The following is a 14,145-nucleotide window of genomic DNA, read 5'->3' as shown; positions in this document are numbered from 1 at the left end:
ATTAAGGCAATATCGCAACGTTTTATTAACATATTTAACGTCGAAGTTTTGACCAGACGGCAATGTGGCATAAGACCTGCAAGATGAAGCCTGCAACACAACACACAACACAATACATAATAAAATCACGGTACTTGAGGGTAAATGTATGAAGAAGACGGTTCTGGCTCTGTCTTTGCTCGTGGGGTTAAGTGCGGCGGCAGGTAGCTACGCAGCGCTTCCACAGACGGTTCGTATCGGTACAGACGCAACCTACGCGCCATTCTCTTCCAAGGATGCGAAAGGCGATTTCGTGGGGTTTGATATCGATCTGGGAAATGAAATGTGCAAACGCATTGCGGTGAAATGCACATGGGTGGGCAGCGACTTTGACGCGTTAATCCCGTCGCTGAAAGCCAAGAAAATCGACGCCATTATCTCTTCTCTCTCCATCACCGAAAAACGCCAGCAGGAGATTGCCTTTTCTGACAAGCTCTACGCCGCGGATTCTCGCCTGATTGCGCCGAAAGGCTCCCCGATTAAGCCAACCATCGACTCGCTGAAAGGCAAGCATGTTGGCGTTCTTCAGGGATCGACGCAGGAAGGTTACGCTAACGCGAACTGGCGCGAGAAGGGCGTCGACGTGGTGGCTTATCAGAACCAGGATCTGATTTACTCTGACCTGGCCGCAGGCCGTCTGGATGCCGCATTCCAGGATGAAGTCGCCGCGAGCGAAGGCTTCCTGAAACAGCCTGCGGGTAAAGACTTTGCGTTTGCGGGCCCGTCGGTAAAAGACAAAAAATACTTTGGTGACGGCACCGGTATTGGCCTGCGCAAGGATGATACCGAGCTGAAAGCCGCCTTCGACAAAGCCTTTGCAGAGCTGCGTAAAGACGGGACTTACGACAAACTGGCGAAGAAATACTTCGACTTCAACGTATACGGTGAATAATACCTGACGCTAACGCACCGCAAAGGTGCGTTACGGGAGCGGTTGACCCAGTACGGTGCATGTGTTGCACCGTATTGGATCGCTTTGTGCATACTTACGCATTTATAATGCAAAAATTCCCGCCTGAAAGGCATTAATCTTTGCCTGACTGAGGGGATTAATGGCACATTAGCACCACCCCGTCGTCGTAAAAATCCCGTATGAAGACAGTTTGTTGAGGATAAATATGAAAAAACTCGTGTTGTCACTATCTCTGGTACTGGCCTTTTCCAGCGCCACCGCGGCATTCGCAGCCATTCCGCAGAAAATCCGAATTGGTACCGATCCAACCTATGCGCCGTTCGAATCGAAGAATTCAAAGGGTGAACTGGTCGGTTTTGACATCGATCTGGCCAATGAGCTGTGCAAACGCATCAAAGCACAGTGTACCTACGTTGAGAACCCGCTGGATGCGCTGATCCCATCCCTGAAAGCGAAAAAAATCGACGTGATCATGTCCTCGCTCTCCATCACCGAAAAACGCCAGCAGGAGATTGCCTTCACCGACAAACTCTACGCGGCCGATTCTCGTCTGGTGGTGGCTAAAGCTTCTGATATTCAGCCAACGCTGGAGTCGCTGAAAGGCAAACGCGTCGGCGTGCTGCAGGGCACCACGCAGGAAACCTACGGCAACGAACACTGGGCGCCGAAGGGGATTGAAATCGTCTCCTATCAGGGTCAGGAAAATATCTACGCTGACCTGACGGCAGGCCGTATTGATGCGGCCTTCCAGGATGAAGTTGCGGCAAGCGAAGGCTTCCTGAAAACGCCGGTGGGTAAAGATTACAAGTTTGGCGGCCCGTCTATTAAGGACGTGAAGTTGTTTGGTGTGGGCACCGGTATGGGCCTGCGCAAAGAAGACAACGAGCTGCGTGAGGCGCTGAACAAAGCGTTTGCTGAAATGCGCGCTGACGGCACCTACGACAAGCTGGCGAAAAAGTACTTTGATTTTAATGTTTACGGCGGCTAATCGCTCCGTCAAATAACGTGCGGCCCCTCCCGATGTGGGAGGGGAAAAGACACGGTTCCACCACTCACGATACGACAGGGCTCGCGGTATGCTGTACGGATTTTCTGGCGTTATTTTACAGGGCGCGCTTGTCACCCTTGAGCTGGCTATCAGCTCCGTGGTGCTGGCGGTGCTGATAGGTCTGGCGGGCGCAGGGGCGAAGCTTTCGGCTAACAAACCGCTGGCGCTCATATTTGAAGGCTACACCACGCTTATTCGCGGCGTTCCCGATCTGGTGCTGATGCTGCTTATCTTTTACGGTCTGCAGATTGCGCTTAACAGCGTAACGGACGCGATGGGCATGGGACAAATTGATATCGACCCGATGGTGGCCGGTATTATTACCCTCGGTTTTATCTACGGTGCCTACTTCACCGAAACCTTCCGTGGTGCCTACATGGCCGTGCCGAAAGGCCATATTGAGGCGGCAACCGCATTTGGTTTTACCTCTTCACAAACGTTTCGTCGGATTATGTTCCCGGCCATGATGCGTTATGCGCTCCCGGGCATCGGCAACAACTGGCAGGTTATCCTCAAAGCGACAGCGCTGGTCTCGCTGCTCGGTCTGGAAGACGTCGTGAAAGCGACTCAGCTGGCGGGCAAGAGCACCTGGGAGCCGTTCTACTTTGCGGTGGTCTGCGGCGTGATTTATCTGGTCTTTACGACCGTCTCCAATAGTGTGCTGCTTCTGCTCGAGCGTCGCTACTCCGTGGGTGTGAAGAGGGCTGACCTGTGATTGAGATTATTCAGGAATACTGGAAGTCGCTGCTGTGGACGGATGGCTACCGCTTTACCGGCGTGGCGATTACGCTCTGGCTGCTGATCTCCTCCGTGGTGATGGGCGGCATTCTGGCGGTGTTTCTTGCCATTGGCCGCGTATCGAACAATAAATTTATCCAGTTCCCGATCTGGCTGTTTACCTACGTGTTTCGCGGTACGCCGCTGTACGTGCAGCTGCTGGTGTTCTATTCGGGGATGTACACGCTTGAGATCGTAAAAGGCACTGAGATGCTGAATGCGTTCTTCCGCAGCGGCCTGAACTGTACGGTGCTGGCATTGACGCTCAACACCTGCGCCTACACCACCGAGATTTTCGCCGGAGCAATTCGCTCTGTCCCTTACGGTGAGATTGAAGCGGCGCGCGCGTACGGCTTTTCCTCAGTGAAGCTTTATCGCTGCATTATTCTGCCGTCGGCGCTGCGTATCGCACTACCGGCGTACAGTAACGAAGTGATTTTGATGCTGCACTCCACCGCGCTCGCCTTTACCGCGACGGTGCCGGATCTGCTTAAAATCGCGCGCGATATTAACTCCGCGACCTATCAGCCGTTTACCGCATTTGGCATTGCGGCGGTGCTCTATTTAATTATCTCTTATGTTCTGATTAGCCTGTTCCGTAAGGCTGAAAAACGCTGGTTGCAGCATATAAAACCTTCTTCGACGCACTGAGAAAGATGATGGCTGAGAACAAATTAAACGTTATTGATTTGCACAAACGCTACGGCGAACATGAAGTGCTGAAAGGGGTGTCGCTGCAGGCGAATGCGGGCGACGTGATCAGTATCATCGGCTCATCCGGCTCGGGTAAAAGCACCTTCCTGCGCTGCATTAACTTCCTCGAAAAGCCGAGCGAAGGCTCGATTGTGGTGAGCGGGCAGAATATCAATCTGGTACGTGATAAAGACGGCCAGCTGAAGGTTGCAGATAAGAACCAGCTGCGACTGCTGCGTACGCGTCTGACGATGGTGTTCCAGCACTTCAACCTCTGGAGCCACATGACGGTGCTGGAGAACGTGATGGAAGCGCCGATCCAGGTGCTGGGCCTGAGCAAGCAGGAAGCCCGCGAGCGCGCGGTGAAATACCTTGCGAAAGTGGGTATCGACGAGCGCCAGCAGATGAAATACCCGGTGCATCTCTCCGGCGGTCAGCAGCAGCGTGTCTCTATCGCGCGCGCGCTGGCGATGGAGCCCGAAGTGCTGCTGTTTGACGAACCGACCTCCGCGCTGGACCCTGAACTCGTTGGCGAAGTGCTGCGCATCATGCAGAAGCTGGCCGAAGAGGGCAAAACGATGGTGGTGGTGACGCACGAGATGGGCTTCGCCCGAAACGTCTCGAACCACGTCATCTTCCTGCATCAGGGGAAAATTGAAGAGCAGGGGCACCCGGACGAAGTGCTGGCGAACCCGCAAAGCCCGCGTTTGCAGCAGTTCCTCAAAGGATCTCTGAAGTAAAGAGGGCATCAGCCCGCAGTGCAGCCCAATCGCCCGGTGGCGCTTCGCTTACCGAGCCTGCGGGCTGGATGTTCTCCCTCTCCCTGTGGGAGAGGGCTGGGGTGAGGGTATCAGACCGCACCGCACTCCAGCCGATACACCCAGTCGTCATAGCGCACGCCGTCAATTTCATACGCCTTTTCCAGCACCTGCGTACGCACAAACCCTGCTTTCTCCAGCACCCGAACCGACCCGCCGTTGTCCGCCAGGACGTACGCGTTAATCGCCTTTACGCCGGTCTGGTTGAACGCATAATCACACACCGCGCGCAGCGCCTCGCTGGCAATCCCTTTTCCCTGCGCGGCAGGCACAACCGTATAGCCGATATCGGCCTCCTCACTATTCTCAGGGCTGATTTGCAGGCCAATATCGCCCAGCGGCGTATCGTCCTCGAGAGAGCGGATCACGAAGACATGCTCCGCCATCAGCCGCGCGGCAAACACGCGGCGGGTCTCTTTTTCCGGCGCGATGGCGGCCATGTAGCGCATGATGCTGCGATCTTCACGCAGCGAGCGGAAGAAAGCCCAGTCAGTGGGTTCGAAAGGAGTGAGGTGAAGCCGGGGTGTGGTGATCGTTGCCATTGTTACGCCATATCTTCGGAACATGGCCCGTCACTGTAACATATTCACCGCACAACATCCCCCAGCGCCTCTTCTAATTCATACCAGCGGAACGCAAACCCGGCCGCTTCCAGCCGTTTTGGCAGCGCCCGCTGCCCGCCTAATACCAGCACAGACGCTTCACCCATCATCAGGCGAATGACCGTGGCAGGCACACGCAATATCGCCGGGCGGTGCAGGGCATGCCCTAGCGCGTGGGCAAACTGTTCGTTACGTACCGGATACGGCGCAACCATGTTAAACGGCCCGCGCAGATCGTTATCCAGCAGCCAGAGAATCCCGTTGACCATATCGTCGATATGGATCCACGCCAGGTACTGACGGCCATTGCCGATGGGGCCGCCGAGCCCGAGTCTGAAAGGGGGAAGCATCTTCGCCAGAATGCCGCCTTTCGGCGCAAGCACGACGCCGGTCCGCAGCAGGCAGACGCGGGTGCGATCGCTCTGCGCCGCGCAGGCGATACGCTCCCACTGGGCGCAAAGCTTGTGGGTAAACTCGTTATGCGGCGGCTCTTCCTCGGTCACCACCACCTCACCAAGATCGCCGTAATAGCCTACCGCTGAACCTGAAATCAGCACCTGAGGCGGCGTGTGGCTATTGCGGATCAGCTCGACCAGCTTTTCGGTAATGTTCCACCGGCTGCTGCATAACAGCTGTTTTTGCTCTTCCGTCCAGCGCTTATCGGCGATGGGTTCACCCGCGAGGTTAATGACGGCGTCGAAGCCGTCCAGATTTTGCTGCTCGGCCAGATTTTTCCAGATATCTATACCCGCCCCCAGCACCTGACGCGCTTTCTCAGGGCTGCGCGTGACCACGGTAATGTCGTGATGCAAGGCCTGCAGACGCGCAATGAGATGACGACCAATCAGGCCCGTGCCGCCGGTCAGCAAAATCTTCATACAACCTCCAGGGTTACGCCTGGCGTCGCCAGCTTAGCGTCATGGAGACGGAATCGGCGTAGCGCAGGGCGTGAAGTTTATCAATCTCAACTTCAGCATAAGTGACCCAGTGATGTTCGCGTGCGATATCGAGCACATCCTGAGTTAATTTTTCCAGCAGAGAGAAGCGGTTAGTCTCCACGTACTGAATGATGTTTTTGGTAATTGTGCGGTAGTTCAGCGCGTCGTTGATGTCTTCGCTGGCCCGCGCTTTGTCTGCGGGATAGTGAATTACCACGTTAATGACAATATCCTGACGGTTGGCGATCTCTTCCTCTTTGATACCAATGAAGGTGCGCAAGCGTAAATTTTTTATGCGAATAATAGCGTCTGGCTGTGACATTGCAGGTCTTCTCCGTGTCAGTATTTCACGCTCATCATACATGAGAGGCTCGCGGGCACCCAGCCTCATAGAGGGTTAAATCTGCTGGATTTTTTGCATCGCCCGCTCGGTGGCCGGGCGGGTCCGAATGCGCTCAAACCAGTTATTCACCGCCGGGTAAGCGGCCAGGTCAATTCGGTGTTTTTCATGCGTATTCACCCACGGCCAGCAGGCGATATCGGCAATACTGTAATGATCGCCCCCGAGCCACGGCGTTTTCTTCAGCCGACGGTTCAGAACGTCATACAGCCGTTGAGTCTCAACCTGATAGCGTTCGATCGCGTAGGGAATGGGCTGCGGGGCGTAAGCGGTAAAATGATGATTTTGCCCCAGCATGGGCCCCAGCCCGCTCGCCTGCCAGAAGAGCCATTGCAGGGTATGATGACGCTCGCGCAGTTCGCCGCTCAGCAGTTTGCCGGTTTTCTCCGCCAGGTAGAGCAAAATTTCACCGGATTCAAACAGGCTCAGCGGCCTGCCCCCGTCCGCCGGCTGGTTATCAATAATGGCCGGGATTTTATTATTCGGCGAGATAGCCAGAAAGAGAGGGCTGAACTGTTCGCCTTTGCTGATATCCACGCGAATGATCCTGTAATCCAGCTCGGCTTCTTCAAGAAAGAGGGTGATCTTATGGCCGTTTGGGGTAGGGGCGTAATAAAGGTCGATCATTCTCAACTCCTGTCCATGCGAATAGTGGTGCCATGACAAATGAGTATAGGTGGTTGTTGTAAATCGTGAGTTTTCATCAAGTGACAGCGAGGCAAAGAGATTATATGTTGAGTAAAAACCCGATCAGCCGATGAGGATGTTATGAACCAGCCCGTAATCACGTTGTGGTCCGATGCGAATTTCTTTTCTCCCTATGTTATGAGCGTATACGTTGCGCTGGCCGAAAAAGGACTCACTTTTACGCTGAAGACCGTTGATCTCGACGGCGGTGAGCATCTCAAGCCACAGTGGCAGGGTTACGACCTGACCCGACGCGTGCCGGTGCTGGAGATTGACGGTTTTGCCCTGAGCGAATCGTCGGCGATTGATGAATATCTGGAAGATCGGTTCGCGCCGCCCGAGTGGGAGCGCATCTATCCTCACGACCTGCAAAAACGCGCGCGGGCGCGGCAGATCCAGGCGTGGCTGCGAAGCGATCTGGTGCCAATTCGCGTGGAACGCTCAACGGACGTCGTGTTCGCCGGGGTGAAAAAGCCAGCGCTCAGCGCTGAAGGTCGTGAAAGCGCGCAAAAACTCATTGAAACCGCCACCTCGCTCCTCGCACACGGCAACCCGAACCTGTTCGGCGAGTGGTGCATTGCCGACGCCGATCTTGCGTTGATGCTAAACCGCCTGATCCTCAACGGCGATGAGGTGCCGCAGCTGCTGGTGGATTATGCCGCGTTTCAGTGGCAGCGTGCCTCCGTGCAGCGCTATGTGGCACTATCTGCCAGGCGCGCGGGCTGATAAGCCCGGACGCTTCAGGTATGATGGGGGCAGTCTGTTTTCCCGAGGAGTGACTGATGAAACTGATGTTTGCGTCGGATATCCATGGATCGCTGCCCGCTACCGAGCGTGTCCTTTCCCTGTTTGCACAAAGCGGCGCGCAGTGGCTGATTATTCTGGGGGATGTGCTCAACCACGGCCCGCGCAACGCGCTGCCGGAGGGCTACGCTCCGGCGCAGGTCGCGGAAAAGCTCAACCCGTACGCCTCACGAATCATCGCCGTTCGCGGCAACTGCGACAGCGAAGTGGACCAGATGCTGCTGCATTTTCCCCTTACCGCGCCATGGCAGCAGGTGCTGCTGGAACAAAGCCGCCTGTTCCTGACGCACGGGCATCTTTTTAGCCCGGATAATCTCCCGGCGCTCGCGGCTGGCGATGTCCTGGTTTACGGTCATACTCATATTCCGGTTGCTGAAAAGCGCGGTGAGATTTATCACTTCAACCCGGGATCGGTCAGCATACCGAAAGGCGGTTATCCAGCGAGCTATGGCATGCTGGATGGAAATACCCTGCGCGTTATCGCACTTAATGATCAGCAAGTTATTGCGCAGGTAGCGATTAATCCGTAAGTTACACCTCAACTGCAAACGCGCCGAAAGAGCGCTTAGAAGAGAAGGTTTCCCGATGGTGGAGCAGAGTCATTTGGCAAGTACAGAGTGGGTTGACATTGTCAGCGAAGAGAATGAAGTGATCGCGCAGGCCAGCCGCGAACAAATGCGTGCGGAGCGTCTGCGCCACCGCGCAACGTACATCGTTGTGCATGACGGTATGGGCAAAATTCTGGTCCAGCGCCGCACGGACACCAAAGATTTTCTCCCGGGTATGCTGGATGCCACCGCAGGCGGTGTTGTCCAGGCAGATGAAGTGCTGCTGGATTCCGCGCGTCGAGAAGCAGAAGAAGAGTTAGGTATCGCCGGCGTGCCGTTTGCCGAGCACGGCCAGTTCTATTTCGAAGACGAAAACTGCCGCGTCTGGGGCGGGCTGTTTAGCTGCGTCTCCCACGGGCCGTTCGCTCTGCAGGAAGAAGAGGTGAGTGAAGTCAGCTGGATGACGCCGGAAGAGATCACCGCGCGCTGCGACGAGTTCACGCCGGATTCGTTAAAAGCGCTGGCGCTGTGGATGACCCGCAACGCCAAAAACGAATCGACCAAATCAGAGAAAGAGGAAGAGGCTGAGTAATATTCAGCAACTCTCTCTCAGACACAGACTGGACGCGATGGGCTTTTGATCGCGCCAGTCACCGTCATTCAGACGCTCCAGCAACGCTTTCCCGGCTTCAATTCCAATCTTACGATGCGGCACCGCCATCGTCGTGAGCGGCGGCTGACAGACGCGGCTCACGTCGCTATCGCCAAAACCTACCACCGCCAGGTCGTCCGGCACCTTGATTCGCCTGCGCTGGCACTCGTACAGCGCCCCGCAGGCCAGCTCGTCTGAGACGCATACCAGCGCATCCAGCTCCGGCCACGCCAGCAGGAATTCAGGCAGCTGTGCCGCGCCTGTCGAGAAGCTTGGCGGCATCGCCGCGTTAATCACCCGGGTCGGCGACATATGGTGGCGAAGCATGGCTTTGTACCAGCCCTGCAAATGCTGCTGGAAAATCCACTGCTCCTGGTTGGCGCACAGCAGGCCAATATTTTGGTAGCCGCGCTTAATCACCATTTCCGTGAGTTCATACATGGCCGCTACGTTATCAATCCCGATATTCATATCAATCGGGTCGGCGCGCATGGCGCCCATCTCCATCACCGGAATGGAGGCGTTTTTCAGCCAGTGGCGAACGGTATCGGTATGTTCAACGCTGAGCAGGATAGCGGCGGCAATATTCGACGCCAGCAGCGTCTCCAGCAACTTCTCCTCCTGCTCAAGACGATGCTGGGACTCTGCCAGCATGATCTGATACCCGGCAGGCTGTAGCACCTGCTGTAGCCCGGCGAACATCTCCGAGCAGCCGGCTTCGGAGAGGTTAGGCACCACCATGGCTATCGTCCACGACGACGCCGAGGCAAGCGCGCTGGCGGCAAGATTCGGCATATAACCCAGCTCCTGCACGGCAGCTTCAATTTTTTCTCGTAGTTTATCGGAAACCTGTTCGGGCGTGCGGAGTGCACGGGACACGGTCATCGTGCCCACACCGGCAAGCTGTGCGACATCGGCGAGTGTCACTTTACCAGTACTGCGCCGTTTTCGGGTTAGAGACATACACCTTCCTGCTGACCAGACGCGTTCTTCATTTCCTTCGCTTCACGTGACAGGCAGTATACGCCTTAAATCCCTTTTTTTGCTGTGATTTAGCGCCGTGATTGCAATTTGATAGCGCTATCACATTTCTGCATGTTAAGTATTGGTAGCGCTATCTTTGTGATCGCGATCGCAGTCATCCAGCGATGTGTTGAATAAAGTTTGCTCATCTTTAGCGTGTAGCGGGAGTGAAAAGTGCTCAAAAAATGGATATATGATACAACCATCACGCTGCAGGATAGCGTGGAAAACTGGCCGCAGGCGCTGGAGCTGTGCGCGAAGCCGCTTCTGGATTTGCAGGTGATTGAGCCTGAATACGTCACGGCCATCATCCAGCAGCACCACGCGTTAGGACCCTATTATGTGCTGGCACCAGGGCTGGCGATGCCGCATGCGCGGCCGGAGGAAGGCACCAAAGGACTGGGGTTGTCTTTATTAAAACTAAAACAGGGCGTCTCGTTTGGTGCCGGTGAGTTTGACCCTGTCGATGTGATTATTATGCTCGCGGCACCGGATAAACATAGCCATATCGAAATGATATCCGCACTCGCAGAATTATTTTCCAGCGACGAGGATATGGAGAAACTGCATCAGGCGAATACCCTGGAGGAAATTAAAACGATTATTGACCGCTTCTGATTTAATTCTTTAATCCGATTATTCACAACATTACGCGACAGCGTGATGGGGCGTGCTCTACTCAAAATAAGGGGACAACAATGAAAATCATGGCTATTTGCGGCTCCGGCCTGGGCAGCAGTTTTATGGTCGAAATGAATATTAAAAAGGTGCTTAAAAAACTGGAGATTGAGGCTGAGGTTGAACATTCCGATCTCTCCTCGGCCACACCGGGCGCGGCCGATCTGTTCGTGATGGCAAAAGACATTGCGGCCAGCGCCAGCGTGCCGGAAAGCCAGCTGGTGGTGATTAACAACATCATCGACATCAACGAACTTGAAGCGCAGCTGCGCGCCTGGTTCGAAAGACAATAACCCTGATAAGGCGAGGTGGATATGTTTATCCTTGAAACGCTGAATTTCGTTGTTGATATTTTAAAAGTCCCTTCGGTGCTGGTCGGCTTAATTGCGCTTATTGGTCTGGTTGCGCAGAAAAAAGCGTTTTCGGACGTGGTGAAAGGGACGATTAAAACCATTCTCGGCTTTATTGTGCTGGGCGGCGGCGCTACGGTGCTGGTGGGGTCATTAAATCCTTTGGGCGGTATGTTTGAGCACGCCTTTACGATTCAGGGCATTATTCCAAACAATGAAGCGATTGTGTCAATTGCGCTGGAGAAATACGGTGCAGCGACCGCGCTGATTATGGCCTTCGGCATGGTGGCGAATATTATCGTCGCGCGCTTTACCCGCCTGAAGTACATCTTCCTGACCGGACACCACACGTTTTACATGGCGTGCATGATTGGCGTGATCCTGACGGTAGCGGGCTTTGAAGGCGTAGGGCTGGTCTTTACCGGCTCGCTGATCCTTGGTCTGGTAATGGCCTTCTTCCCGGCCATCGCGCAGCGTTGTATGAAGCGTATCACCGGTAACGACGATATCGCCTTTGGTCACTTCGGCACGCTGGGCTATGTACTTTCCGGCTGGATTGGCAGCAAGGTTGGCAAAGGCTCCCGCTCAACCGAAGAGATGAACCTGCCGAAGAACCTGAGCTTCCTTCGCGACAGTTCTATCTCCATCTCGCTGACCATGATGATTATCTACCTGATCATGGCGGTGAGCGCCGGACGTGAATACGTGGAGGCCACCTTCAGCGGCGGTCAGAACTACCTGGTCTACGCCATCATCATGGCGATCACCTTCGCGGCGGGCGTGTTCATCATCCTGCAGGGCGTACGCCTGATTCTGGCGGAGATCGTTCCGGCCTTTACCGGCTTCTCGGAGAAACTGGTGCCGAACGCGCGTCCTGCGCTGGACTGCCCGGTGGTGTATCCGTATGCGCCAAACGCGGTGCTGATTGGCTTCCTGTTCAGCTTCCTCGGCGGGATTGTAGGGTTGTTCATCTGCGGTCAGTTTAGCTGGGTGCTGATCCTCCCGGGCGTCGTGCCGCACTTCTTCACCGGCGCAACGGCGGGCGTGTTCGGTAACGCCACCGGCGGACGCCGCGGGGCAATGATTGGCGCCTTTGCTAACGGCCTGTTGATCACCTTCCTGCCGGTCCTGCTGCTGCCGGTGCTGGGCGCCATTGGCTTTGCCAACACCACCTTCTCGGACGCCGACTTCGGCGCGGTCGGGATTGTCCTCGGCAACCTGGCGCGCTTCCTGTCGCCGCTTGCCATCACCGGACTGGTTGTGGCGTTGTTCGCGCTGCTGGTGGCGTACAACGTCTTAGCGAAAAACAAACCTGCGGGCGGTAACGCGCAGGAAAACACCGGAGCCAAATCATGAATGAGAAAGAGATAACCGAACTCGCGCGTCAGATCCGTCTTGAGACGCTGAAATCCCTGACGCAGCTGGGCTTTGGGCACTATGGCGGCTGCATGTCGGTGGTCGAAACCCTGGCCGTGCTGTACGGCGCGGTGATGAAAATCGACCCGGCGGATCCGGACTGGCCGGAGCGAGACTATTTTGTCCTGTCGAAAGGCCATGCGGGACCGGCGCTCTACAGCACGCTGGCGATCAAGGGCTACTTCCCGGTGGAAGAGCTGAGCACCCTGAACCAGAACGGCACGCGCCTGCCAAGCCACCCGGACCGTCTGAAAACGCGCGGCGTGGACGCCACCACCGGTTCGCTGGGGCAGGGGATCTCCATTGCCGGCGGTATGGCGCTTTCGCACAGGCTGGCGGGGCGACCGAACCGCGTCTTCTGCATCGTCGGTGACGGCGAGCTGAACGAGGGGCAGTGCTGGGAAGCCTTCCAGTTTATTGCCCACCATCGCCTGAACAACCTGACGGTGTTCGTGGACTGGAACAAACAGCAGCTCGACGGCGAGCTGGACGAGATCATCAGCGCGTTCGACCTGGAGGGGAAATTCCGCGCCTTTGGCTTTGACGTGGCGACGGTGAAGGGCGACGACATCCCGGGCCTGCTGGCGGTGACGTCGCGGGTCCCGGCTGCCGACGCGCGTCCGTTAGTCGTCATCCTCGACAGCATCAAAGGGCAGGGGGTGCCGTACCTGGAACAGCTCAGCAACTCGCACCACCTGCGGTTGACCACGGAGAGCAAAGCGGCCCTCAACGAGACGATTCGCCAACTGGAGGCTTCACATGATTAAGGTTGCACCGGCAGGAGAGAAAGACGCCGTTGAGATGCGTAAGGTCTACGCGGGCTTTGTGGCAAAGCAGATTGAGGCGGGAAGCGAGATTATCGCCCTGGAAGCGGATCTGATGAGCTCGATGGCGATGGACGGCGTGGCGCGCGATTATCCGCAGCACGTGATTAACTGCGGCATTATGGAGGCCAACGTCATCGGCACGGCGGCGGGGCTGTCGCTTACCGGGCGTAAACCGTTCGTTCATACCTTCACCGCGTTTGCCAGCCGTCGCTGCTTCGACCAGCTGTTTATGTCCCTGGACTATCAGCGCAACAACGTGAAGGTGATTGCCTCGGATGCGGGCGTGACGGCCTGCCATAACGGCGGAACACATATGTCGTTTGAGGATATGGGCATCGTACGCGGTCTGGCGCATTCGGTGGTGCTGGAGGTGACCGACGCGGTGATGTTTGAGGACGTGCTGCGCCAGCTTATCGACCTCGAAGGCTTTTACTGGGTACGCACCATCCGCAAGCAGGCGCCGAGCGTGTACGCCCCGGGCTCAACCTTCACCATCGGCAAAGGTAACGTGCTGCGCGAAGGAACCGATATTACCCTGATTGCCAACGGCATCATGGTGGCGGAAGCGCTGGAGGCGGCGCGCCAGCTTGAGCAGGAGGGGGTAAGCGCGGCGGTCATCGACATGTTTACCCTGAAGCCCATCGACCGGATGCTGGTGAAAAACTACGCCGAGAAAACCGGGCGCATCGTCACCTGTGAAAACCACAGTATTCACAACGGGCTGGGATCGGCGGTGGCGGAAGTCCTGGTGGAAACCTGCCCGGTACCGATGCGGCGGGTGGGCGTCAAGGAGCGTTACGGACAGGTGGGGACGCAGGATTTCCTGCAGAAGGAGTATGGCCTGACGGCACATGACATTGTATCGGCGGCGCGAGAGCTGCTGTAAATAAAAAAGGCGACCCGTTAAGTGGTCGCCTTTTTGTTGCCCGGTA

At 56.1% G+C, this 14,145-nt stretch carries 18 protein-coding genes; 13 read left to right on the top strand and 5 right to left on the bottom strand.

The annotated features are described in order from the left end of the window. Window positions 1–148: 148 nt before the first annotated feature. From argT to hisP, 5 genes are all read left to right on the top strand, one after another. Window positions 149–931, top strand: a complete 783-nt coding sequence (gene argT / locus WM95_RS17195) for a lysine/arginine/ornithine ABC transporter substrate-binding protein ArgT (RefSeq protein ID WP_032642008.1) — start codon at window positions 149–151, stop codon at window positions 929–931. 226 nt (window positions 932–1,157) lie between these two features. Then, window positions 1,158–1,940: a histidine ABC transporter substrate-binding protein HisJ gene (gene hisJ, locus WM95_RS17190; RefSeq protein ID WP_023336423.1), complete on the top strand. Its 783-nt coding sequence runs from the start codon at window positions 1,158–1,160 to the stop codon at window positions 1,938–1,940. An 88-nt stretch (window positions 1,941–2,028) separates the two neighbouring features. Then, the gene (locus WM95_RS17185; protein WP_063409616.1) at window positions 2,029–2,715 is read left to right on the top strand and encodes a histidine ABC transporter permease HisQ; all 687 of its coding nucleotides are present in this window, start codon (window positions 2,029–2,031) and stop codon (window positions 2,713–2,715) included. Then, entirely contained in the window at window positions 2,712–3,428 is a 717-nt protein-coding gene (locus WM95_RS17180) for an ABC transporter permease (protein WP_008502590.1), read from the top strand. Before WM95_RS17185 ends, WM95_RS17180 begins: the two co-directional genes overlap by 4 nt. Window positions 3,429–3,436: 8 nt before the next feature. Continuing rightward, the gene (gene hisP, locus WM95_RS17175) at window positions 3,437–4,210 is read left to right on the top strand and encodes a histidine ABC transporter ATP-binding protein HisP (RefSeq protein ID WP_045354320.1); all 774 of its coding nucleotides are present in this window, start codon (window positions 3,437–3,439) and stop codon (window positions 4,208–4,210) included. A 110-nt stretch (window positions 4,211–4,320) separates the two neighbouring features. Here the strand turns inward: hisP and WM95_RS17170 are convergent, their stop codons facing one another. The 4 genes from WM95_RS17170 to yfcG all read right to left on the bottom strand — a co-directional run bounded on the left by WM95_RS17170 (window position 4,321) and on the right by yfcG (window position 6,855). After that, window positions 4,321–4,830: a GNAT family N-acetyltransferase gene (locus WM95_RS17170; protein ID WP_023312557.1), complete on the bottom strand. Its 510-nt coding sequence runs from the start codon at window positions 4,828–4,830 to the stop codon at window positions 4,321–4,323. 44 nt (window positions 4,831–4,874) lie between these two features. Next, window positions 4,875–5,768, bottom strand: coding sequence for a TIGR01777 family oxidoreductase (locus tag WM95_RS17165; protein WP_059446227.1), 894 nt, complete (start codon window positions 5,766–5,768; stop codon window positions 4,875–4,877). Window positions 5,769–5,781: 13 nt separating this feature from the next. Further along, window positions 5,782–6,150, bottom strand: coding sequence for a dihydroneopterin triphosphate 2'-epimerase (folX, locus tag WM95_RS17160; protein ID WP_063409617.1), 369 nt, complete (start codon window positions 6,148–6,150; stop codon window positions 5,782–5,784). 75 nt (window positions 6,151–6,225) lie between these two features. Then, window positions 6,226–6,855, bottom strand: coding sequence for a GSH-dependent disulfide bond oxidoreductase (yfcG, locus tag WM95_RS17155; RefSeq protein ID WP_023312554.1), 630 nt, complete (start codon window positions 6,853–6,855; stop codon window positions 6,226–6,228). Window positions 6,856–6,996: 141 nt separating this feature from the next. On the opposite strand from yfcG, the gene yfcF reads away from it, so the two are divergent. The 3 genes from yfcF to yfcD are packed head-to-tail and all read left to right on the top strand — an operon-like array spanning window position 6,997 to window position 8,859. Continuing rightward, on the top strand, window positions 6,997–7,641 hold the full coding sequence (gene yfcF, locus WM95_RS17150) for a glutathione transferase (RefSeq protein WP_023312553.1): 645 nt from the start codon (window positions 6,997–6,999) through the stop codon (window positions 7,639–7,641). Between the two features lie 56 nt (window positions 7,642–7,697). After that, window positions 7,698–8,249 (top strand): phosphodiesterase, encoded by a 552-nt coding sequence (gene yfcE / locus WM95_RS17145; RefSeq protein WP_045354313.1) that lies wholly within the window; start codon window positions 7,698–7,700, stop codon window positions 8,247–8,249. 55 nt (window positions 8,250–8,304) lie between these two features. Then, window positions 8,305–8,859, top strand: coding sequence for an NUDIX hydrolase YfcD (gene yfcD, locus WM95_RS17140; protein ID WP_023312551.1), 555 nt, complete (start codon window positions 8,305–8,307; stop codon window positions 8,857–8,859). 3 nt (window positions 8,860–8,862) lie between these two features. On the opposite strand, the gene WM95_RS17135 is transcribed toward yfcD, so the two are convergent. Then, window positions 8,863–9,882 (bottom strand): LacI family DNA-binding transcriptional regulator, encoded by a 1,020-nt coding sequence (locus WM95_RS17135; RefSeq protein ID WP_023312550.1) that lies wholly within the window; start codon window positions 9,880–9,882, stop codon window positions 8,863–8,865. Window positions 9,883–10,116: 234 nt separating this feature from the next. Here WM95_RS17135 and WM95_RS17125 point away from each other — a divergent pair, with 234 nt between their 5' ends. The 5 genes from WM95_RS17125 to WM95_RS17105 all read left to right on the top strand — a co-directional run bounded on the left by WM95_RS17125 (window position 10,117) and on the right by WM95_RS17105 (window position 14,099). After that, window positions 10,117–10,560 (top strand): PTS sugar transporter subunit IIA, encoded by a 444-nt coding sequence (locus WM95_RS17125; RefSeq protein ID WP_063409618.1) that lies wholly within the window; start codon window positions 10,117–10,119, stop codon window positions 10,558–10,560. A gap of 80 nt (window positions 10,561–10,640) precedes the next feature. Next, window positions 10,641–10,913 (top strand): PTS sugar transporter subunit IIB, encoded by a 273-nt coding sequence (locus WM95_RS17120; protein WP_003861447.1) that lies wholly within the window; start codon window positions 10,641–10,643, stop codon window positions 10,911–10,913. Between the two features lie 21 nt (window positions 10,914–10,934). Continuing rightward, window positions 10,935–12,326 (top strand): PTS ascorbate transporter subunit IIC, encoded by a 1,392-nt coding sequence (locus WM95_RS17115; protein WP_063409619.1) that lies wholly within the window; start codon window positions 10,935–10,937, stop codon window positions 12,324–12,326. Beyond that, window positions 12,323–13,153: a transketolase gene (locus tag WM95_RS17110; RefSeq protein ID WP_063409620.1), complete on the top strand. Its 831-nt coding sequence runs from the start codon at window positions 12,323–12,325 to the stop codon at window positions 13,151–13,153. Before WM95_RS17115 ends, WM95_RS17110 begins: the two co-directional genes overlap by 4 nt. Beyond that, window positions 13,146–14,099 (top strand): transketolase family protein, encoded by a 954-nt coding sequence (locus WM95_RS17105; protein WP_023312546.1) that lies wholly within the window; start codon window positions 13,146–13,148, stop codon window positions 14,097–14,099. Before WM95_RS17110 ends, WM95_RS17105 begins: the two co-directional genes overlap by 8 nt. The last annotated feature ends 46 nt before the right edge of the window (window positions 14,100–14,145 follow it).

This window comes from Enterobacter cloacae complex sp. ECNIH7, assembly GCF_002208095.1.
GTDB classification, from domain to species: domain Bacteria; phylum Pseudomonadota; class Gammaproteobacteria; order Enterobacterales; family Enterobacteriaceae; genus Enterobacter; species Enterobacter cloacae_M.
Note: the sequence above shows the minus strand (reverse complement) of the source record. Positions and strands in the feature narration are given on the sequence as shown.